We start from the raw sequence: 18,738 nt of genomic DNA on the forward strand, positions 1-18,738 counted from the left end.
CCAGGAGCCATCATGCCGGACCAGCTGTTCTTCGAAGGCCTGCGGGCCCTGGCCGAAGCCGCCTTCCCCAAGCATTGCGCATGCTGCGGGCGCGAATTCGCCACGGCGGACGAGTTCATTTTGCAGACGCAATCGATGCGCCAGAACGTCTCGGGGCTGAAACAGAGCTTCGATGACAACAACGTGGCCATCGTCGAGGTCTACCGCAATTGCCTGTGCGGCTCGACCCTGATGGATTTCTTTTCGGACCGGCGCGACACCTCCGAGGCATCGCTGCAGCGGCGCCAGCTGTTTGAACGCCTGTTGCCGCTGCTGATGGAAAAAGGCATGGAAAGGGGCGCGGCGCGCGAATATCTGCTGCACGTCGTGCGCGGCCAGCTGCCGTGACGGGGCAGCTGGCCGCTGGCATTACCAGTAGCCGAGCACCTTCCACCATGTCGTGCCGACGACGGCAAAGATCAGCAGTTCCACCACGCACATGATAAAGCCGACGCGCCACCAGTTGCCCATCGTCACGAAGCCGCTGCCGAAGATGATGGGCGAAGTGCCCGTCGCGTAGTGCGTCAGCGTCATCATGATGGCCGAGCCGGCCGTCATCATCAGCATGAAGGGCACGTGGTATTCGGCCGGGATCAGGTGCAGGCCCACGGTCAGGAAGGCCAGCAGCATGGCGCTGATGTGGGCCGTCGTGCTGGCAAAGAAATAATGCGAGAAGACGAACACCAGCACGAGCACGCCTGCAATCGGCAGCCAGTCCATGCCGCTGGCGACGATGGCCGCCTTCATGCCGGCCGAGAACCAGGCGATCACGCCCGTCTTGTTCAGCTGCTCGGCCATCATGACGAGCGCGCCGAACCACACCAACGTATCCCAGGCGCTCTTTTCCGACAGCACGTCATCCCAGTCGATGGTGCCGGTAATGATCAGCACGAACAAGCCGACAAAGGCGACTACCGTCGCATCGAGCGAAAACGCGGGACCGAACAGCATGGCGGGCACGTTGGCCCACAACAACAGCAACAGGGCGAAGGTGCCCAGCATGACTTTTTCCGACGGCGACAGCGGGCCCATGCCTTTCAGCTCCGCCTTGGCGTAGGTGACGGCGTCGGGCGTGGCCTTGAGTTCCGGCGGCGACAGCCAATAAATAATCAGGGGCATCACCAGCAGGCAGACCAGGCCCGGCAGCAGCATGCACAGGGCCCAGGTGGTCCACGTCAGGTGGAAACTCTGGCCGCTGGCCTTGGCCACGAAGTCGACCACCAGCGGGTTGGGCGCCGTGGCCGTCAAGAACATGGCCGAGGTGATCGGGTTGGCGTGGTAGTTGACGAGCGCCAGATAGGTGCCGACCTTCTTTTCCGTGCCCTTGGCCGGGTCCGAATCGAAGGCGTTGGCGATCGATTTCATGACGGGGTGGACGATGCCGCCGCCGCGCGCCGTGTTACTGGGCGTAAATGGCGCCAGCACCAGTTCGCAAATCGCCAGGCCATAGCCGATGCCCATGGTGCGCTTGCCCAGCAAGGAAATGAACAGCAGGCCGATGCGGCTGCCCAGCCCCGTCTTTTTCAGGCCGCGCGAAATCAGGATCGCCACGACGATCAGCCAGATCAGGGGATTCGAAAAACTGCTGAGGGCATCCGTGATGGCGCCCTTGGACGAGGTCGACGTCACTTGCGACAAGGACACGATAACGATGGCCATCATGGCCATCACGCCGATCGGCATGACTTTCAGGATGATCGCCAGAATCGTGGTGAGGAAAATCGCCACCAGGCCCCAGGCCTTGGGCGTCAAGCCGTCCGGCGCCGGCAGCAAGAGCATGCTCACCAGCAAGGCGGTGCAGATCAGGGCGGGGACGAGGCGGAATGGGACGGCTTCCTTGAAATGCAGGAACAAGTCGCGCACTGTTTTATACATCTTTATGACCTTTCGCTGTGGGTCGGGCATCCTGGCGGCAGGAATCGTGCACGCAGATTCATGGGCCGGCGGGCACAAGAAGCGCGCCCGCAAGATGACAGATGCCCAACAATTCTGTTCGGCAATATCATACACGCAAGACTGCCTTTCCCCTGATCCATTCGGCGCGCCTTTCCAGGCAATTGCAAAATCGTTGACCTGCGCGCGGCATCTCTCACATAATCGCCCTTCCTGCCGCCCCCCACGAGGATGCCATTGCATAGCCGCAACAATCACATCGACGCCCTGCGCGGCGCCGCCATCCTGTGCGTGCTGGTGCTGCACTTCGCGCTGGCCTACGGCTTGAAGAACAGCCCGCTCGGCGTTCTGCCGACTTGGCTACTGAAAGCCGCCTACCAGGGTAATTACGGCGTGACCATGTTTTTCGTCATTTCCGGCTATTTGATCACCTCGACCTCGCTGCGGCGCTGGGGCGACCTGGCGCGCATCGACCTGGCGGCGTTCTATGTCTACCGCATCGCCCGTCTATTGCCCGCGCTGTTGCTGGCCTTGTCCATCATCGTGCTGCTGGGCGTGCTCGACGTACCCTTCTTTGCCAACTCGGACGGCGGCAAGGATTTGCCCGCCAGCTATTTCGTCATCGCCATCGCCTCCGTGCTGACCTTCTGGCATAACGTGCTGATGCAAAGCGCCGGCTATTTCAATTACTGCCTGAACGTGTACTGGTCGCTGTCCGTCGAGGAAATGTTCTATCTGCTGCTGCCCTTGTCCTGTCGCGTCCTGCGCCAGCGCCACCGGATCATGCTGCTGTGCGGCGCCGCCATCGTGGCCGGGCCCGTGTACCGCAGCCTGCATGCGGACAACGAGATTTACTTCATGTACGGCTACCTTGCCTGTTTCGACGCCATCGCCATCGGCTGCCTGACGGCCCTGCTGACCCAGCACTGGCAACCGGGCGCGCGGGCCGGGCGATTCTTGCGCTGGACAGCGGGCCTGGCCCTGGCGGCCCTGTACGTGCGCGGCATCGGCGGCCACGAGGTGTTCGGTTTTACGTGGATCGCCGTGGCCGGCGCCGCCTTCATCGCGGGCGCCACGGCGAGCCCGGCGGCAGACCGGGGCCGCTCCGGCCCGCTGCAGTGGCTGGGACGGCACAGCTATGAGCTGTATTTGTTCCATATCATCGTGCTGGCCGGCATGCGCAATGTGGTCGACAAGGCGGGCCTGGGCTACGCGGAACGGCTGCCGTGGCTGGCGCTGTTCCTTGCCGCGACGGCGCTGGCGGCCGCCCTCGTGGCCCGCTACGTCTCCGACCCGGCCAATGCGGCCCTGCGCCGGCGCTTCCGCGGCGCCGCCACGGCCGCGCCGGCATGCTCTGGCGGCAGCCCTGACGCGGTGTCCTGAAAAACTGAGCCAGGTCAAGAGTCCGCATGTCCAGCGCCCGTTTCCGGGCCAATTCCAGCCCTGCCTTGCCATTCGCACTATAATGTCGGCACCGCGTGCGGCAGCAATGGCGGCGATAGACGGTAACAATTTCGTGCGCAGGCCAGTACAATAGCGTCTGGGCCTACACAGGGTTTCACTTTTGCCAGCAGTTGCCAGCAACTAACCATTTTTTTGACCAGCCAACACATACTATGAGTTCGATGAATGAAGAGCGCGTTTTAAGCGTGCACCACTGGACGGATACCCTGTTCTCCTTTACCACCACGCGCGACCCGTCGCTGCGTTTCTCGAATGGCCATTTCACCATGATCGGCCTGCGCGTCGATGGCAAGCCATTGCTGCGCGCCTACAGTATCGCCAGCGCCAATTACGAAGACCACCTGGAATTTTTCAGCATCAAGGTGCCGGGCGGTCCATTGACGTCGCGTTTGCAGCACTTGCAAGTGGGCGACACCGTGATCGTCGGCCGCAAGCCGACGGGCACCCTGGTGTCCGACTACCTGCTGCCAGGCAAGCGCCTGTACATGCTGTCGACGGGCACGGGCCTGGCGCCTTTCCTCAGCATCGTGCGCGATCCGGACATCTACGAGCGTTTCGACCAGCTGATCCTCGTGCACGGCGTGCGCCAGGTCGATGAACTGGCTTACCACGACTTGCTGGAAGAGCATCTGCCCAAGCATGAATTCCTGGGCGAAATGGTCAGCGACAAGCTGCGCTACTACCCGACCGTGACGCGCGAAGACTTCCGCAACATGGGCCGCATCACGGAACTGATCGAGAACGGCAAGCTGGCCGAAGACCTGGGCGTGCCGGCGCTGAACCCGGCCGAAGACCGCGTGATGATCTGCGGCAGCTCGGACATGCTGCGCGACCTGAAGGAAATGCTGGAAGCGCGCGGCTTCAAGGAAGGCAATACCTCGACGCCTGGCGACTTCGTTGTCGAGCGCGCGTTCGCCGAGAAGTAATCCGCGGCAAATCCGTAGCAAATACAGGGGCCCGGCCCCGCCGCACACCGCGGCGGCGCCGGGCCTTCTTCATTGCCTCATTGGCGGCCGCGCTGGTACTGCAAGCCGTTCATGAAGCGTTGCACGGGCGTAAAGGCGCTGCTGAGGATATCGTCATGCGCGGCGTAATAGCGCGTTTCGATCTTCAGCAAGCCCAGCACGGTCGCATCGAGCTTGTCCGTCTGGTAGGGCCGGCTTTCCAGCGCGGCGCGCGCGCCCGCCGATTGCGGCGCTTGCCGGTTGTCCCAGATCAGCATGGGAATTTCATAGCCGCTCTTGTCCGACGCGGAATGGCCCGCGTGGTTGCGGCTGTAGCCCACTTCCTGGCCATGGTCGGACACGAACAGCAAGGAGGCGGCGCGGTCCGTCTTGGCCTTTTCCGCCATGCCGATCAGGGTGCCCAGCACGTAATCGCCATAGCGGATGGCGTTGTCGTACTCGTCGCGCCGGTGGCGTATCCAGCTCGACCTGCCCTGGCGCTCCATCTGCGCGCTGACGGCGTCGCGCGCCCGGTCGAAATGGGCGAAGCGGCGGGGATAGCGCATGTCATAGCTGGGATGCGCGCCCAGCAAGTGCACGACGATGAGCTTTTTTGGCGCTGCGTCGCGCAGCGCGTGGGCGAACGGCTGGAACAGGTTGCCGTCAAAATTGTTTTCGCCGCGGCCAGTGCCATAGTTGATGAAGTCGCTTTCATCGGCCTCGCCCGCCAGCAGCCCGATCCAGCCATCGTTGCGCGTCTGGTTCGACACCCAGAAGGTCTTGTAGCCGGCCGCCTCGGCCAGCATCAGCAGATTCGGCTTGGCCATCCACGCGTCCGGGTTGCCGATATCGGCGGGCGTGAGCATCGTCATCATCGATTCCACGGTGCTGGCGGCCGGCGAAATCACGTCATTGAAAACCAGCAGCTTCGAGCGCATGGCGTCGAGCCGGGGCGTGGTCGCGCGCGGGTAGCCATACAGCGACATCGAGGCGCGGTTCGTGCTCTCGCCGATCACGAGGATGACGGTGCGGGCATCCTCGCCCGCATAGCGCACGTTCCAGTCGCGCGGCGCGGCCATGGCCGCCGTCAGCGCGTGCTGCATCGATTTCATGGCGTCGAGCTGCGCGCTGTACTGCTGGTAGCGCAGCGGCCAGAACAGGACCGGATTTTCGCGCCGCATCGTGGTGTTGACGTGCAACAGCACGAGCAGGATCGCCATGCCGGCGGCAAAGCATTGTTGCGCCAGGCCAGGTGCGGCAACGTCGCGCGCCGCTTGCCAGCGCTGCAACTGGCGGTCGGCCAGCAGTACCGCCGCCGTCACGAGCAGGAAGCCGCCGGCCGATTGCGCCAGGGCGACGCTGTTGTGCAGGAAAAACTCGCCCGTTTCGGCTTGATCTGTCGCAAACATGGCTTGCAAAACAGCATTGGGATTGGGCCGCATGCCAAAATAGCCACGCAAAAAGCCCTTGATGGCCGCGTCGAGATAAAACACGGGCACGACGACGCGCAGCAGCACGGTAATCGCACGGGCGCTGGACCTGCCACGCCACGCCTGCAGCACGCCGCCCACGCCCAGCAGGAAGGCCGCCAGCAAGACGCCCAATTTCAGGCATTCGTTCGCGCTTAACTGATCGAAGAGGAAGAAAAGCAGCAGGCCAGCAATGCTGAGCAGGACACGGCAACACAGAATCAGCATGGAGGCGACAAGTAATAGGCATTGAACAGGAAGGTGCCCGCGTGGACGGGCCAGCGATTGTAGCGCAGTCCGTTGCAACTTGTACCATCGTTTCCACGCGCTACTGACAGAAACTGTCAGTGCTTTTTATTATGATTTCGGCACCCGCAGGCTAGCCAGCCTGTACTATCGATATCACCACCCGCGACAGGAATTTTCATGACACGTGCCATCACCATTCTGACCGAGAACTTTGCCGACTGGGAAACCGCCCTGCTCAATTCCACGGCGCGCCTGTACTACGGCTTTTACACGCAGTTCGCCACGCCGGGCGGCGCGCCCGTCACCTCGTCCGGCGGCATGCTGGTCACGCCGCAACTGGCGCTGGAAGAGGTCAATCTCGATGAACTCGACTTGCTGATGGTGTGCGGCGGCAGCTTCTGGCAAAGCGGCAAGGCGCCCGACCTGGGCCCGCTGCTGCGCGCGGCCCGCGACAAGGGCGTGGTGCTGGCCGGCATTTGCGACGGCACGCGCGTGCTGGCGCAGGCGGGCGTGCTTGACACCGTGCGCCACACCTCCAATTCCGCCGAGAACCTGACGGCAACCGGCTATGCGGGCGCGGCCCTGTACCAGGACGTGCCGTGGGCCGTGGCCGACCGGGGCGTCATCACGGCACCCGGCACGGCGCCCGTCACCTTCACCAGAGAAGTCTTGCGCGCCCTGGGCATTGCCGATGACAACCTGACCGCCTACCTGGCCATGCACGGCGCGGAACACGGCAAGGCTGCCGCCTAGTCGGCGCCCAGCGCGCGCAAGCGGGCCACGGCGTGCGTATTGCCCGGGTCCAGTTCCAGCGAACGGCGGTAATGCGTGGCGGCCAGGTCCTTGGCGCCGTCCGCCTCGTACGCTTCGGCCAGGCTGTCGTGGCCATTCGCCCCTTGCGGGTACAGCTGCACGCCCAGCTGGAAAACGGCCACGGCCTGTTTCGGCTGCTGCCGGCCCAGCAGGCGGTAGCCCCAGGCGTTCAAGTCGTCTTCCGCAGGGTCCGGCAAGCCGTGCTGGCGCCGGATGGCGGCCAGTTTCGTATCCAGCCCGTCGAAACCGGCGCTGGCCGCCTTGTTGCGCAGCAAGTGCGCGGCATACGCACCGCCCCGCTGCTCGCGCAATGCCGGAAGATAAAAACCGGCAACGGTATCGATCAGCTGTTCCGGCTGGCCGCCGGCCAGGTTGCTGAGAATAATGACGGCCAGGCCATCGTTGGGATACACATAAAAGGCCGAGCGGCCGCCGCCGATGCCGGCCACGGCGCGGTGGCCAGCGCGGCCGATGGTGGGCCAGCCCAGCGCCCACGGCGCCGGCTTGCCGTCATTCAAGCTGGTCGGCTGCCACAGCCGTTCCACGCTGGCGGGCGCCAGCAAGCGTCCCGACTGCAGCGCGACGAGCCAGTTGGCCAGCTCACCCGCGTTGCTGTTGATGCCGGCCCCGGCGCGCATGAACACGGGAAAATCCTCGATCACGTTGCGGTAGCCCTTGCCGTCCCGGTCCAGCACGTAGGAACTGGCCTTGTTGACGACCACGTCCTTCGCGTCGCCAAAGCCGCTGTGCGGCATGCCGGCCACGTCGAATTGCCGGTGCCGGATGAAAGAGACAAAGGGCTGGCCGCCCTGGCGCTCGATCAATTGCGCCAGCAACACGTAATTGGTCTGGTTGTAGCGGTAGCGCAGGCCTGGCGGGGCTTCCACGGGCAGCGCCTGCACGGCTTTCCACGCGGCGTCGGCGTCGTCCGGCTGAGGACCCACGAGCTTGCCGCTGCGCGGGTCCAGCACGTCGGGCAAGCCCGAGCTATGGTTGAGCAATTGCGTCACCGACACGGCTTGCCACGCGACAGGCAGCCCCGACAGGTACTGGCCGATGGGTGCGGCCAGGTCGATCTTGCCCTCCTGCACCAGTTGCATCACGGCCACGCCCGTAAACGCTTTCGTTGCCGAATTGATGGAAAACAGGCTGGCATCCGTCACGGGCACCTGGTATTGCAGGCTGGCCAGGCCGAAGTTGCGCTTCAGCACAACCTTGCCCTGCTGTATCACGGCCAGTTGCAGCCCAGGAATCTGGCGCTCCTGCATTTCGCTGCGCACGAAGGCGGCAATATCGCGTTCCGCGGGGGACGCCTGCGACTGGCTGGCGGGAACGGCGGCAAACGCCATGACGAGCAGGACGGAGGAGAGGCGTGGCTTCACGATGCGGCTTTCGACTAGAGAAAACGGAACCGCAGCATCCCATACCTATTTGTCAACGTCAACGACAATCTTGCCAATCAGAAACTTACTCTTCCACCCATACGTCCTCGTACCCTTCCCGGTCGAGAATGAACCTGGTGCCGCTGGGCAAGGCCAGGTAATCGAGCACCTGCGGCAGCATCTCGTGCAGGTGTTCCGCATGCAGGGGCTGGTAAAAGTCCAGCGCATCGTCGTGTTCGCCGCAGTGGATGAACCAGCTGATGGTGCCGTTTTCCGGCAGTTCGATGCGCGTGCCGTAGATGGGCGATTGGTCCAGGCTGCCGATGGCCAGGGCCACCATGGGCTCGGACGCCTGAGCCGGCAAGCGGAATTTGTCGCAGATGCGCTGCTGTGCTTCGCTGATCGGTGTGGTCATATGGTTCTCAGGATCCAATGTAGCGGTAATGGAGGCGCAGCGCGCCATCGTGGCCGGACATTTCCAGGTGCAAGACCGCTTCGCCCGGCTTGCCGTCGGCCAGCAACAGGCATTCCAGGCCCAGCGGCCCGGCATCGGTGGCATACACGTCAACGGTGGGACGGCCGGCCTTGCCGGGCACGCAGGCTTGCGCCAATGGCGCCAGGGACAGCACCTGGTCCGCCGCGAAATAGCTGTCGAGCATCTCGATGAGCTCATCGGCCACGGCCGGCGACAGGCCCCAGTCGCGTTGCAGCGCAACAGGATCGCGCCCGTCCAGCGTCTGCACGAAAGCGGCGGCCTGCGCGTATGCCAGCTGCCGCAGGCTGCCGCTCATTGCTGTCTCCATGAAGGTCTCCCTGGCTGAACAAGGCGACATTATAGTGGTGGCAGGCTGCCGTTGTCATTCCAGCAGTTGCATGACAGCACGGCCCCCCTGTAAAGTGGCTTGCATGAAAAAGACCTACCATGGCAGTTGCCACTGCGGCGCCGTGCGCTTCGCCGCCGAAATCGACCTGGCGGCCCCCAGCCTGCGCTGCAACTGTTCCTACTGCCTGAAAATCCGCTGCTGGGCCAGCCTGGTGCCGCCTGCGGATTTTCGCCTGCTGGCCGGTGAAGCGGACTTGAGCGAGTACCGTTTCGGCGCGCGCCGCGAACGCCACTACTTTTGCCGCCATTGCGGCGTGCGCCCGTTCGGCCACGGCGATTCTCCCCGCAGCGGTCCCTTCGTCGGCATCGGCATCAACTGCCTCGACGACGCATCGGCCGCCGAGCTGGCGCAAGTGCCCGTCACCTTTGTCGATGGCCGGCATGACGAGTGGGACACACCGCCGCAGGAAACGCGGCATTTGTAAATAGCAATGTAGAAATGGTTGTCATCCACCACGGAGTTTTCCTACGTGGCGACAAGTCGTGTCCCTATGGTTAAGCCCGACGCAGGCAGCGAGAATGGTCTCAACGGTGCAGCCAATGCTGAACCGGATGATTACGCAAACCAACCATAGGGGACACGATCATGACTTCGAACAGCAACGACAAATCGGGCAGCCAATCGGACAAACAGCAATCGGGCAGCCAGCAGTCGGATAAACAGTCCGGCAGCCGTCAATCGTCGGGCGGCACCCAGGGCGGCACGCACGAGCAGCATGTCGAGGCGGGCCGCCAAAGCCACAAGAATGACGGCGACAAGCAGTCGGGCTCGCAGCAATCGGGTTCCGGCACCGGCACGCGCGGCGGCACGCATGAGCAGCACGTGGAAGCGGGACGTCAAAGCCACAAGAATGACGACAAATCCTGATCCCGCAGGCATGGCTGGACGCGGCTTGTCGACATGAAAGCGCTGACAGCCATGCTGTGCGCAGGGCTGGGCTTGGGCCTTGCCGCCTGCGGCGCCAGGAATACGGCATCGAACGTGGAAGCTCCCGGCGCGCCGGCCGGGGTTTCCACGCGCATGCTGGACGCTGGCGCCGATGCCTTGCAAGCGCGGCCGCCGATAGCGGCGCTGAACGCCTATCTCGACGGCTTTCATTTCTACAACGGCAACCTGCGCGGCCAGATGGAAGCGCACCACTATTGCGCCATCGTCAATGAAGAACTGATCCAGTGCGTGATCTACGACGGCAATGTCAAGGATGCCAAGCTGATGGGCGTCGAGTACATCGTCAGCGCCAGGCTGTACCAGGGTTTGCCGGCAGAGGAAAAAACGTTGTGGCACAGCCATGTGCATGAAGTCAAATCAGGCCAGCTGATCGCGCCCGGCATTCCCGCCGTGGCGGAAAAAGCCTTGATGCAAAAACTCGTCGCCACGTATGGCAAGACCTGGCATACCTGGCACACGGACGTGCACGAGACTCTGCCGCTGGGCGTGCCGCAGCTGATGATGGGGTTTACCGCCGATGGCCAGACCGATGCCGCCATGGTGGCCGCGCGCGACCGCCGCTTCCGCATCGATTCCGCCGAAAAACGCCGCCAGCGAGCCGATATCGCCGCGCCCGCCATCATTGCCGGGGCCGATGCATGGCAGCACGGCACGGTCATCCAGCTGGCCGACCCGACGGGAATGCCGCACGGTGCAACACCACAGCCGCCGCCCACGCGATAGCCGGCACGCGAAAGGCCGTTGTCTGGAACCGCATTCTGGGCGATAATGACGCCCATGAACGATACCACCACCTTACCCCCATTGCCCGATCGCCTGTCGATCGACCCTAGCAGCCCTTATCACGTTGCAGCCGTGTTCGAGAACGACGTCGGCATCCGCTTCAACGACAAGGAACGTCTTGACGTGGAAGAATATTGCATCAGCGAACGCTGGATCAAGGTCGCTTCCACCAAGTCGCTCGACCGCCGCGGCCGTCCGCTGCAAATCAAGCTCAAGGGCAAAGTCGAAGCGTTTTACCGTTAAGCAATACTTGCAGTTGTTCCTGCAGTGTCATCGAGGCCGATTTTCATCGGCCTTTTTTGCGTCCGTCGCTTTCCGCTCATGCATCGCTGGTGACCAGCCCTGCCGCGGCCGCCATGGGCAGCCACAGCATGGCGTCGGCCAGTACCTCGTCCGGCTCCCTGCCACTGGACTGCGCCGCCTGCCGCGCGTACTGCGCCAGCGGCGCGCCACCGGCCAGCGCCTGCAGGCAGTAAAATTGCCACGGCTGCAAGTCCTGCATGGCAAGCCGGTAATGCATGCGTGAAATGGCGACAAAGGCGGGACTGACATCCGGCTGGGCCGGCACGGCGTCGTCCGGCGCAGCCTGCGCCTGTTGCCAGAAAGTACACAGTGGAAACGATAGTGCCAGCAGCCGCGTGCACGGCGCCAGGCGCCAGGCCGGCGCATTTCCCAATAGCAAATCAAGACCGGAAGGCAAGACGGGCGGCGGGCGTTTTTCCAGCCCCGGCGCCCTGCCCGCCTCGCTGCGCGCCCGCTCCAGCTGCGCCAGCTCGACGGCAAAGCGCAAGGCGTCCCCCTGTGCCCCCGCGCCACGCTGGCTGGCGGCAAGAAAATCGGCGAAGCCGCCGCCCAGGTCATACAGGGTGGGCGAAGCGGATGGGTGGCGCCAGACATAGGCGCGGGCAAAGAAGGCGAACAGCTCGTCGCCCATCACCTTGCGCAAGACGGGATAGTCGGCCTGCAGGCATTCGAGCAGGCGCTGCACGTAGCCGTCCGCGTGGATATGCAGCGGCGCCGGCCCGCCCCGCGCCTGTTTCAGCACGTGCTCCTGCGCCAGGCCGTGGCGCTCGCTGGCCAGCTGCGCGCCGCGCACGGCGCCGCCGGGTGTTGTCATGGCCGTCAGGAACCATGCCTGCAATTGTGCCAGCGGTGTGCTGGCGTCCCCGGCGGCGTTACGGCGCATGGGCCGCCTCCAGGTGCAAATCCGGCGGCGTCGAGACGGCGGCGGCAACCCTGGCTGGCGCGGCGTCCGCAAAGTCCCCCCGCACCGCCGCGCGCGTCTTGTCCAGTTCGGCCAGCAGTTGCGGATACGGGGGAATCTCCGCATCCCATTCCAGCAGGGCCGACACGCCGCCCGTCAGCTGCTGCGCCAGCGCGTACAGGCGCCAGACGGCGGCCGGCACGGGCGCATCGTGGGTATCGATCAGCATGGCGCCGCGGACGGTCGGCCCGGCCAGGTGGATCTGCACGATGTGGTCGTGCGGCAGTTGGCGGATATACGCGGCCGCATCATAGCCGTGGTTATGCGCGCTGACGTGAACATTATTGACGTCGAGCAATAGCCCGCAGCCCGTGTCCTCGGCCAGGCGTCCCAGAAATTCCCATTCCGGCATGCTGGACTGGGCAAACTCCACGTAGGTGCTGGGGTTTTCCAGGATCAGGGGGCGGCCGAGGAATTCCTGCACCTGCCGCACGCGCGCGCCCACGTGGCGCAGGCTGGCTTCGTCCAGCGGCAGCGGCAGCAGGTCGTGGCTGTTGAGCGAGGCGGCGCCCGTCCAGCACAGGTGATCGGAAATCCACGCGGGCCGGATTTCGGCGGCCAGCTGGCGCAGCTTGCGCAGGTAAGCCAGGCTCAGGGGATCGCTGCTGCCGATCGACAGCGATACGCCATGCATGACGATGGGCACCTGCGCCGCCACCTGCTCGAGCACGTGGCGCGCGTAGCCGTGGTTGTCGATGAAATTCTCGCTGATGATCTCGAACCAGTCCACCTGCGGCCCATGGCGCAGGACGTGCTCATAGTGCGGCGGGCGCAGCCCCACGCCCAGGCCCAGGTTCGGCAGGCCCAGGCGCGGCCGCGTCGCGTGCAGGATGCCCCGCATCAGGTCGACGGCGGCAAGGCCAGGCGCAGGTCGGTGGGCGCCGGCGGCGCTCCCACCGGCGTGCCGCGCGCCGCCATCACCTTGCCGTAGGCTTCCCAGGCCTTGTCGTAGACGTTGTCGCCCAGCGCAAAGCTCATGCTCTGGCCCAGCGGCTTGCTGCGGTGCCCGGGCGCGGGGCCGAAATCGTACAGGGTCATGGTGGCGGGCTCGGGCGGTTCCTTGCCCGTGGTGTTCGGATACAGCTGCGAGGCCGAAATCGGCACGGCGCAGCCGCCGAAGCTCGCGCATTTGTTGTCGCTGGGCGCGCTGTAGACTTTATCGTCCGCCGGTGGCGGTGGCGGCACATAGCACGGCGTGCCCGGCGACGCGGCGATCTTGACCGAGTGACCGCAGGACGAGCCGCCCGTGTCGGCCTGGGCAAAGCCGCAGCCGCCCTGGGCGTGGCAGCCATTGGAGCCGCGGCACGTATGGTAAACGGCCAGCGCGGCGCAGGTGGACGACGCTTCGCCCTCCAGGTGCATGCCCTGGCAGGCGTGGTACAGCACGCCCTTGTCGGCCAGCGGCACGCCCGTCGCCAGGTTCGGCGCCTGGCCCAGCACGGCCCAGCAGATGGCCATGCGGTCGCCCGCGCCCACCATCGACGGGTACGGGAAGTCCAGTTGCTGGTTCAGCCAGTACCGGTCCAGCACGGAAGTGATGCCGTAGATGGCGCCCGTGGCCACCGTGCTCAGCATTCCTAGGGTGCCGCTGGTATCCTTCAGGCGGTTCAGGGCGCCCGCCACGGTGGCCGGCGCGGGGATGTTCTTCGGCGCGGTGGCCGGATTGTAGCGCTCGTTGGTCAGCATGGCCTCGCTCCAGCGCTGGCCTTCCCTGTGCCAGCCTGCCCAGGTCTTCACGGGCAGCATGGACTTGACCTGGCCGAAGCGCTCGTAGTGGTCGAACGGGGCGCTGTCGTGGCGCGCCTGCGCATCGCGCGATTCGGCGTCCTTGCCATTGTTCGTGTACGAGGGATAATCGCACTGCAAGGCGGCCAGGTCTTCGCGGTAGTCGGGCTGCACGGCCATCAGCCGCAAGCCCGCGTCGCGGCGGTAGCGCTGGATGGCCGCTTCGCTGCCCTCGCCCTGGTCCGTGATGGCCGCCATCATGTCGATGGCCTTGTTGAACGAGCCCGTCTGGCCGCCATCCTGGTCCTGCGGTCCGAAGCAGGTGTCGAAACGGGGAAATTCCGCCCGCGCATGGCCCTGGACCTGGCTGTTGAACATGTCCTGCTGCACCGAACCGTTGACGAACAGTTTTTGCCACAGGGTCTGGCCATCCGCGTATTCGATGCTGATGTAGCGCGCGTAGCATTCGTACAGGTAGCCGATGGTGCCGAACAGGGGCAGATCGTGCACGTGCTTGCCCGGCGTCCAGCCCGGCAGCGGCACTTCCGGGAAATACTTGGTGTGGTTGTGCTTGTCGAACTCGGCCAGCTGGAAGCGCGCCTGCGCCTCGGGTTGCTCGATGGCGAGGAACAGGTCGCACTGGTTGTCGTTCAGTTCTTCCAGGTTGACGCGCACGTGGCGGTAGCCGGACGTGTCCTGCAAGTCGACGATGTGCGGGATCACCGTGCAGTGCTCGCCGTAACAGGTCCAGCCGTGGTCCTGCGATTGCAGCTCCGAGCCCGTGAAGCATGGCGCCGTGCCGATGGCCGTGGCCAGGTTGGCCGCCATCTGCAGGTGCAGCATTTCCTGGATGAAGACGCTGAAGATGATATTGAAGGCCTTCTGCTCGGCCAGCTCGGGGCGGGCCGTGGTGCCCATGCCCGGCCACTGGCGGCCTTCGTAATACGTGATGCCTTTCGAGTTGATCTGGTGCGTGCCCTGGATCGAATACATGGTGGCCATGTACAGGGGAATGGTGAACAGTTCCACGCTGACGGCCGCCTGGGCGATGGCGCGCACGGCGGCCGTATCGGTGGCCAGCATGTCGAGCGGACGATTCGTGATGGCGGGCTGCGTGCTTCCTAAAACGGGCATTTTCATTCTGTCTCTCCACAGGAACGATGCGTTTCGGATATCGGGCCGGGTCACGCCATCTGCGAGCGCTGTTCACGGCAAGGAAATCATACGCTTGGGAAAGATACTTTTGCGGCAAGATTTATGCGCTGGCCGAGGAGTGGTGCGGCCCGCCTTGCGCCATGAAAATAGGCGTTTTCAGCCGCCATTCGATGACAATTGAATAGAATCGGCAAAAGCTGTGCGTGTATAAGCGCCGCACCGGCAGGCGCCGGCGCGTGGCTTGCATGCTGATAGTCAGCCGGCCGGCGGCGGCTGGAAGGCGCAGAAACCGGGCCACTGCTCGCGGCTGTCGCATACCTTCAGGCAGCCTTTGTCATCCTTGAACGTGGCGACGACCTTGATGGGAAAGCCATAGTGCGGCGTGGTGGCCAGGAAGGCGGACGGGCAGCTTTGTTCGTTGCTGAAGCGGAAAGTGATTTCTTCGCGGCGGCCCTTGCGCTCAAAGCTCAGCATGAAGGTTTCATTGCTGTTCCACTGCGCCTTGCCCGGCACGCGGAAGCGGTAGCGGGGGTTGCCCGGCTGCTGGCCGCCAAGTTTCTGGCCAAAGACGCGGCTGCTGGCCGTGGCCGTCTCGACCTTGGCAACGGGATACACGACGCCAAAGATATAGGTGCCGGCAAACCCCTGGTCGAAGCCGAGTCCCTTCTGGTAAAACGGCACGACGATATGCGGCGCGCCCGCGTATTCCACGGTATTGCGGGCCGTCGTGCGCGACGTCAGCTTGTCATCGGGCTCTTTGCCGAAGACCACGTCCAGTTCCAGCAAGGCTTGCTGCTTGTCGATATCTTGCGCCAGATAATCCTTGGGGAACGTTTCGCCATGCACGCAGCCGGCCAGCAGGGAAGCGGCGAAGCAGCCGGCGATCAGTTTGGATATTTTCATGGCTGTTTTCCTTCCGGCGGCGAGGAAGCAAGGCCCAGCCCTGACACTTGCCAACCGTCCGTGCCTTCTTTCCATTGAAATTGCTGGCCGAACCAGGCCAGTTCCAGCTCGCGCCGGATGCGGATCGAATCCGTGCGGCCCTGGCGCGCCTTGATGGCGGCGCCCGCCTGGGCGGAAGCGGCATCAGACAAGGGTTTCAGCCACCGTTGGTAGGTATCGGGCGGCAAGGCCAAGACGCCAGCGACGCCGTCATCGCGCGTGGCCACGATGATGCCCACCTTCGTCAGCGCATTCGTGAGATAAGCGCCGCGCCGCCCGTCGGGCGAGACGGAAACCAGCATGGCCTGCGGATAGTCGCCGCTGACGTTGCCCGGCACGTCAAACCACAGCAGTTCGCCCGTGCCTGTATCGAGCGCGCGGCCGTCGCGGGGAAACAGCAGCATCTCGGGGCGGCCAGGTTGCGGCACGCCCCATTCGGGGTCGCGTTCCGTGCGCACCATGTTGTCGCGCTGCAAGGGACTGATGGGGCGCATCAGCGGTTCGCCATTCTGCACGCCGATCAGTATCGTGCCCTGGCCCGTATAGCCCTTGGTAAAGGCCAGCAGCATGGGCTGGCCGTCGCGCGTGGCCTTGATGGACCGCACTTCCACCACTTCGCGGGCGCCGCCGGGCCAGTAGCCGTGCCGGCGGAAAGACAAGGTGACGAGCGCATCGTGGCGGTTGTTCGTGACGGCAAAGTCGCCGTATTGCCTGACCACCGGCATGTTGGGCGTCTGCGCCTGTGCGGCGGGCGAGATGGCGGCAAGCAGCGAGGCGGTGGCCGCCAGGCGGCATAAAGAGAGGGACAGCATGGCATCCTGTAAAGGTCGCACCGGGCGAAGAACGAGGATGATAAACGATTCCTCGTCAACAATACTGTCCAATTGAAAAGGCTCTGTCATCAGCAAGTAGGGGAAATGCCGGAATCTTCCTGTGGCCGTGCTGTCTGACTCTGCATACTCACTTTGCGGGAGCCAATCATGCGGCCAGCCGAATGGATCACCTTGATTGCGCAGTTTGCCCGGTTGAGCCGACGCCAGCGGCAAGCAGGCATTGCCCTGCTGCGTAGTAACCAGCCACACGACACGACCGTCGCACTGCTGGAAAATGTGGCGCAGCCGCGATTGGCCTGTCCCGCCTGCCACTCAGCGCACTTGCACCGGCACGGCCATGCGCACGGCCTGCAGCGCTACCGCTGCGTTCCCTGCAGGCGCACCTTCAATGCCTTGACGGGCACGCCGCTGGCCCGCTTGCGCCACAAGGCGCTGTGGCTCGACTACGCCGATTGCCTGCTGGCATCGGATTCCGTGCGCAAGGCGGCGAGCCAACTGGGCGTACACCGCAATACCACCTTTCGCTGGCGCCACCGCTTTCTCAGCGTAGCGAAGACCGACCGGCCGCATGGCCTGCATGGCATCGCTGAGGTCGACGAGTTATATCTGCTGGAATCGGAAAAGGGGGCCAGAACAATGACGCGTCCGGCCCGCCGCCGGGGCGGCCATGCCCACAAGCGCGGCATTTCCAATGAACAGGTCTGCATTCTGGTGGCGCGTGACCGCACGGGCCAGACGCTCGATTTCGTCACGGGCAAAGGGGCACTGACGCAGGCGCAGTTGCACCACTGTTTGTTGCCCGTCATCGACAAGGATGTCTTGCTGGTCACCGATGGCCATGCCGCCTACCGGGCTTTTGCGAGGGAAGCGGGCATCAGTCATCAGGCCGTCAACTTGCGCGCCGGCATCCGCGTGCAGGGCGCCGCCCACGTGCAGAACGTCAATGCTTATCACAGCCGTTTGCGGCAATGGCTGGGGCCATTTCATGGCGTGGCGACACGCTACCTGCCGAACTACCTGGGGTGGCGCTGGATACTCGATGCCGGGCGCATCCGCTCACCGGAAACGCTGTTGAAAGCAACATTGGGCGCATTCCCACACCTGACGGTGACATAGCCATTGGAAACATCAACGGCGCTGGATCTCGATCAGCTCGATCTCGAACAGCTTGGGCCACAGCTTGCCCGTGACAAACAAGCGCTTGCCCCGCGCATCCCAGGCGATGCCGTTGAGCACGGCGTCGGGATTGGCCGTGCCGCGCTGTTCCGGTGGCAGCAAGCCCGTCAGGTCGATCCAGCCGACGACCTTGCCGCTGGCCGGGTCGATGCGGGCGATCACGTCCGCGCCCCACACATTGGCGTACAGCTCGCCGTCGACCATTTCCAGTTCGTTCAGGCGCTCGATGGGGCGGCCTTCCGCCTTCACCTCGAAGCGGCGCACCTCGGCCAGGGTTTTCGGGTTGAGCACGCGGATGGCGGAACTGCCGTCGCTCATGTAGACGAACTTGTCATCGCTGGCCAGGCCCCAGCCTTCGCCCTGGTAGCTGAATTTGCGTTTCAGTTTGAACGTCTTCAGATCGAAGACATAACCGGTCTTCGACACCCACGTGAGGCCCAGGATCTCATCGCCCACGTCCGTGATGCCTTCGCCGAACACATTCTTGTCGAGCATGCTTTTCTGCAAGACCTTGCCCGTCGCCAGCTCCACCTTGCGCAAGGAGGACTGGCCATTCTGGCCCGTGCTTTCATACAGATGACCATCCTTGAACAGCAAGCCCTGGGTGAACGCCTGCGGGTCGTGCGGATAGGTATGCTTGACGAAATAGCCATACACGGGGATGGCGGCCTGGGCGTAACCCATTTCGCTCATCAGGCCCACGGTGCACAACAATCCCAGCAGCAATGAGCCTGCCGTGCGTTTCAGACTGGTTTTACCGATATTCTTCATATTC

20 protein-coding genes are annotated in these 18,738 nt (G+C 64.1%); 9 read left to right on the top strand and 11 right to left on the bottom strand.

The features are described from left to right. Positions 1–12: 12 nt before the first annotated feature. The gene (locus tag CLU90_RS05065) at positions 13–387 is read left to right on the top strand and encodes a hypothetical protein (protein ID WP_092708231.1); all 375 of its coding nucleotides are present in this window, start codon (positions 13–15) and stop codon (positions 385–387) included. A 21-nt stretch (positions 388–408) separates the two neighbouring features. Here CLU90_RS05065 and CLU90_RS05070 read toward each other — a convergent pair whose 3' ends face one another. Further along, positions 409–1,914 carry an anion permease gene (locus CLU90_RS05070; RefSeq protein ID WP_092708234.1) on the bottom strand — a complete coding sequence of 502 codons (1,506 nt, stop codon included), beginning with the start codon at positions 1,912–1,914 and terminating at the stop codon, positions 409–411. 249 nt (positions 1,915–2,163) lie between these two features. Here CLU90_RS05070 and CLU90_RS05075 point away from each other — a divergent pair, with 249 nt between their 5' ends. Further along, a complete protein-coding gene (locus tag CLU90_RS05075) occupies positions 2,164–3,315 on the top strand; it encodes an acyltransferase family protein (protein WP_100427375.1) in 1,152 nt (383 codons plus the stop codon). Positions 3,316–3,548: 233 nt separating this feature from the next. Next, positions 3,549–4,322, top strand: coding sequence for a ferredoxin--NADP reductase (locus tag CLU90_RS05080; RefSeq protein WP_034748152.1), 774 nt, complete (start codon positions 3,549–3,551; stop codon positions 4,320–4,322). 77 nt (positions 4,323–4,399) lie between these two features. On the opposite strand, the gene CLU90_RS05085 is transcribed toward CLU90_RS05080, so the two are convergent. Continuing rightward, positions 4,400–6,037 (bottom strand): phosphoethanolamine transferase, encoded by a 1,638-nt coding sequence (locus tag CLU90_RS05085; RefSeq protein WP_100427376.1) that lies wholly within the window; start codon positions 6,035–6,037, stop codon positions 4,400–4,402. A 198-nt stretch (positions 6,038–6,235) separates the two neighbouring features. Between CLU90_RS05085 and CLU90_RS05090 the strand changes: the two genes are divergently transcribed. Next, a complete protein-coding gene (locus CLU90_RS05090; RefSeq protein WP_092708243.1) occupies positions 6,236–6,811 on the top strand; it encodes a type 1 glutamine amidotransferase family protein in 576 nt (191 codons plus the stop codon). On the opposite strand, the gene CLU90_RS05095 is transcribed toward CLU90_RS05090, so the two are convergent. The 3 genes from CLU90_RS05095 to CLU90_RS05105 form a co-directional block, all read right to left on the bottom strand. Beyond that, positions 6,808–8,253, bottom strand: a complete 1,446-nt coding sequence (locus tag CLU90_RS05095) for a serine hydrolase domain-containing protein (RefSeq protein ID WP_198511147.1) — start codon at positions 8,251–8,253, stop codon at positions 6,808–6,810. The genes CLU90_RS05090 and CLU90_RS05095 overlap by 4 nt on opposite strands. 85 nt (positions 8,254–8,338) lie before the next feature. Then, a complete protein-coding gene (locus CLU90_RS05100) occupies positions 8,339–8,668 on the bottom strand; it encodes an immunity protein Imm33 domain-containing protein (RefSeq protein WP_092708249.1) in 330 nt (109 codons plus the stop codon). Between the two features lie 7 nt (positions 8,669–8,675). Beyond that, complete coding sequence (locus tag CLU90_RS05105; protein WP_139178086.1) at positions 8,676–9,056, bottom strand: hypothetical protein; 381 nt, start codon at positions 9,054–9,056, stop codon at positions 8,676–8,678. 103 nt (positions 9,057–9,159) lie between these two features. Here CLU90_RS05105 and CLU90_RS05110 point away from each other — a divergent pair, with 103 nt between their 5' ends. The 4 genes from CLU90_RS05110 to CLU90_RS05125 all read left to right on the top strand — a co-directional run bounded on the left by CLU90_RS05110 (position 9,160) and on the right by CLU90_RS05125 (position 11,111). Then, positions 9,160–9,561, top strand: coding sequence for a GFA family protein (locus tag CLU90_RS05110; protein ID WP_092708255.1), 402 nt, complete (start codon positions 9,160–9,162; stop codon positions 9,559–9,561). Between the two features lie 161 nt (positions 9,562–9,722). Beyond that, positions 9,723–10,004, top strand: coding sequence for a hypothetical protein (locus tag CLU90_RS05115; RefSeq protein WP_092708258.1), 282 nt, complete (start codon positions 9,723–9,725; stop codon positions 10,002–10,004). Positions 10,005–10,037: 33 nt separating this feature from the next. Beyond that, complete coding sequence (locus CLU90_RS05120; protein WP_092708261.1) at positions 10,038–10,808, top strand: OBAP family protein; 771 nt, start codon at positions 10,038–10,040, stop codon at positions 10,806–10,808. Positions 10,809–10,862: 54 nt separating this feature from the next. Continuing rightward, positions 10,863–11,111, top strand: a complete 249-nt coding sequence (locus tag CLU90_RS05125; protein ID WP_010398340.1) for a DUF3297 family protein — start codon at positions 10,863–10,865, stop codon at positions 11,109–11,111. Positions 11,112–11,187: 76 nt separating this feature from the next. On the opposite strand, the gene CLU90_RS05130 is transcribed toward CLU90_RS05125, so the two are convergent. From CLU90_RS05130 to CLU90_RS05150, 5 genes are all read right to left on the bottom strand, one after another. After that, on the bottom strand, positions 11,188–12,054 hold the full coding sequence (locus CLU90_RS05130; RefSeq protein WP_092708264.1) for an HvfC/BufC N-terminal domain-containing protein: 867 nt from the start codon (positions 12,052–12,054) through the stop codon (positions 11,188–11,190). Next, the gene (bufB, locus tag CLU90_RS05135) at positions 12,044–12,973 is read right to left on the bottom strand and encodes an MNIO family bufferin maturase (protein WP_092708267.1); all 930 of its coding nucleotides are present in this window, start codon (positions 12,971–12,973) and stop codon (positions 12,044–12,046) included. Before bufB ends, CLU90_RS05130 begins: the two co-directional genes overlap by 11 nt. Next, a complete protein-coding gene (locus tag CLU90_RS05140; RefSeq protein ID WP_092708270.1) occupies positions 12,973–14,997 on the bottom strand; it encodes a ferritin-like domain-containing protein in 2,025 nt (674 codons plus the stop codon). Before CLU90_RS05140 ends, bufB begins: the two co-directional genes overlap by 1 nt. Before the next feature lie 270 nt (positions 14,998–15,267). Further along, complete coding sequence (locus CLU90_RS05145) at positions 15,268–15,915, bottom strand: hypothetical protein (protein ID WP_100427377.1); 648 nt, start codon at positions 15,913–15,915, stop codon at positions 15,268–15,270. Next, positions 15,912–16,766, bottom strand: a complete 855-nt coding sequence (locus tag CLU90_RS05150) for a hypothetical protein (protein WP_092708276.1) — start codon at positions 16,764–16,766, stop codon at positions 15,912–15,914. Before CLU90_RS05150 ends, CLU90_RS05145 begins: the two co-directional genes overlap by 4 nt. Before the next feature lie 168 nt (positions 16,767–16,934). Between CLU90_RS05150 and CLU90_RS05155 the strand changes: the two genes are divergently transcribed. Next, on the top strand, positions 16,935–17,903 hold the full coding sequence (locus CLU90_RS05155; RefSeq protein ID WP_100427378.1) for an IS1595 family transposase: 969 nt from the start codon (positions 16,935–16,937) through the stop codon (positions 17,901–17,903). A 12-nt stretch (positions 17,904–17,915) separates the two neighbouring features. Here CLU90_RS05155 and CLU90_RS05160 read toward each other — a convergent pair whose 3' ends face one another. Continuing rightward, positions 17,916–18,734: a glutaminyl-peptide cyclotransferase gene (locus CLU90_RS05160; protein WP_198511148.1), complete on the bottom strand. Its 819-nt coding sequence runs from the start codon at positions 18,732–18,734 to the stop codon at positions 17,916–17,918. Positions 18,735–18,738: the final 4 nt, after the last annotated feature.

The sequence above is a fragment of the Janthinobacterium sp. 67 genome (assembly GCF_002797895.1).
Lineage (GTDB): Bacteria > Pseudomonadota > Gammaproteobacteria > Burkholderiales > Burkholderiaceae_D > Janthinobacterium.

Excerpts from the sequence above, each read along its gene's own strand:
- CLU90_RS05070 (WP_092708234.1), bottom strand. The coding sequence starts at position 1,914 with ATGTATAAAACAGTGCGCGACTTGTTCCTGCATTTCAAGGAAGCCGTC.
- CLU90_RS05155 (WP_100427378.1), top strand. The coding sequence starts at position 16,935 with ATGCGGCCAGCCGAATGGATCACCTTGATTGCGCAGTTTGCCCGGTTG.
- CLU90_RS05150 (WP_092708276.1), bottom strand. The coding sequence starts at position 16,766 with ATGCTGTCCCTCTCTTTATGCCGCCTGGCGGCCACCGCCTCGCTGCTT.
- CLU90_RS05125 (WP_010398340.1), top strand. The coding sequence starts at position 10,863 with ATGAACGATACCACCACCTTACCCCCATTGCCCGATCGCCTGTCGATC.
- CLU90_RS05115 (WP_092708258.1), top strand. The coding sequence starts at position 9,723 with ATGACTTCGAACAGCAACGACAAATCGGGCAGCCAATCGGACAAACAG.
- CLU90_RS05120 (WP_092708261.1), top strand. The coding sequence starts at position 10,038 with ATGAAAGCGCTGACAGCCATGCTGTGCGCAGGGCTGGGCTTGGGCCTT.
- CLU90_RS05145 (WP_100427377.1), bottom strand. The coding sequence starts at position 15,915 with ATGAAAATATCCAAACTGATCGCCGGCTGCTTCGCCGCTTCCCTGCTG.
- CLU90_RS05080 (WP_034748152.1), top strand. The coding sequence starts at position 3,549 with ATGAGTTCGATGAATGAAGAGCGCGTTTTAAGCGTGCACCACTGGACG.
- CLU90_RS05085 (WP_100427376.1), bottom strand. The coding sequence starts at position 6,037 with ATGCTGATTCTGTGTTGCCGTGTCCTGCTCAGCATTGCTGGCCTGCTG.
- CLU90_RS05105 (WP_139178086.1), bottom strand. The coding sequence starts at position 9,056 with ATGGAGACAGCAATGAGCGGCAGCCTGCGGCAGCTGGCATACGCGCAG.
- CLU90_RS05140 (WP_092708270.1), bottom strand. The coding sequence starts at position 14,997 with ATGAAAATGCCCGTTTTAGGAAGCACGCAGCCCGCCATCACGAATCGT.
- CLU90_RS05160 (WP_198511148.1), bottom strand. The coding sequence starts at position 18,734 with ATGAAGAATATCGGTAAAACCAGTCTGAAACGCACGGCAGGCTCATTG.
- CLU90_RS05090 (WP_092708243.1), top strand. The coding sequence starts at position 6,236 with ATGACACGTGCCATCACCATTCTGACCGAGAACTTTGCCGACTGGGAA.
- CLU90_RS05110 (WP_092708255.1), top strand. The coding sequence starts at position 9,160 with ATGAAAAAGACCTACCATGGCAGTTGCCACTGCGGCGCCGTGCGCTTC.
- CLU90_RS05065 (WP_092708231.1), top strand. The coding sequence starts at position 13 with ATGCCGGACCAGCTGTTCTTCGAAGGCCTGCGGGCCCTGGCCGAAGCC.
- CLU90_RS05075 (WP_100427375.1), top strand. The coding sequence starts at position 2,164 with ATGCCATTGCATAGCCGCAACAATCACATCGACGCCCTGCGCGGCGCC.
- CLU90_RS05100 (WP_092708249.1), bottom strand. The coding sequence starts at position 8,668 with ATGACCACACCGATCAGCGAAGCACAGCAGCGCATCTGCGACAAATTC.
- CLU90_RS05130 (WP_092708264.1), bottom strand. The coding sequence starts at position 12,054 with ATGCGCCGTAACGCCGCCGGGGACGCCAGCACACCGCTGGCACAATTG.
- bufB (WP_092708267.1), bottom strand. The coding sequence starts at position 12,973 with ATGCGGGGCATCCTGCACGCGACGCGGCCGCGCCTGGGCCTGCCGAAC.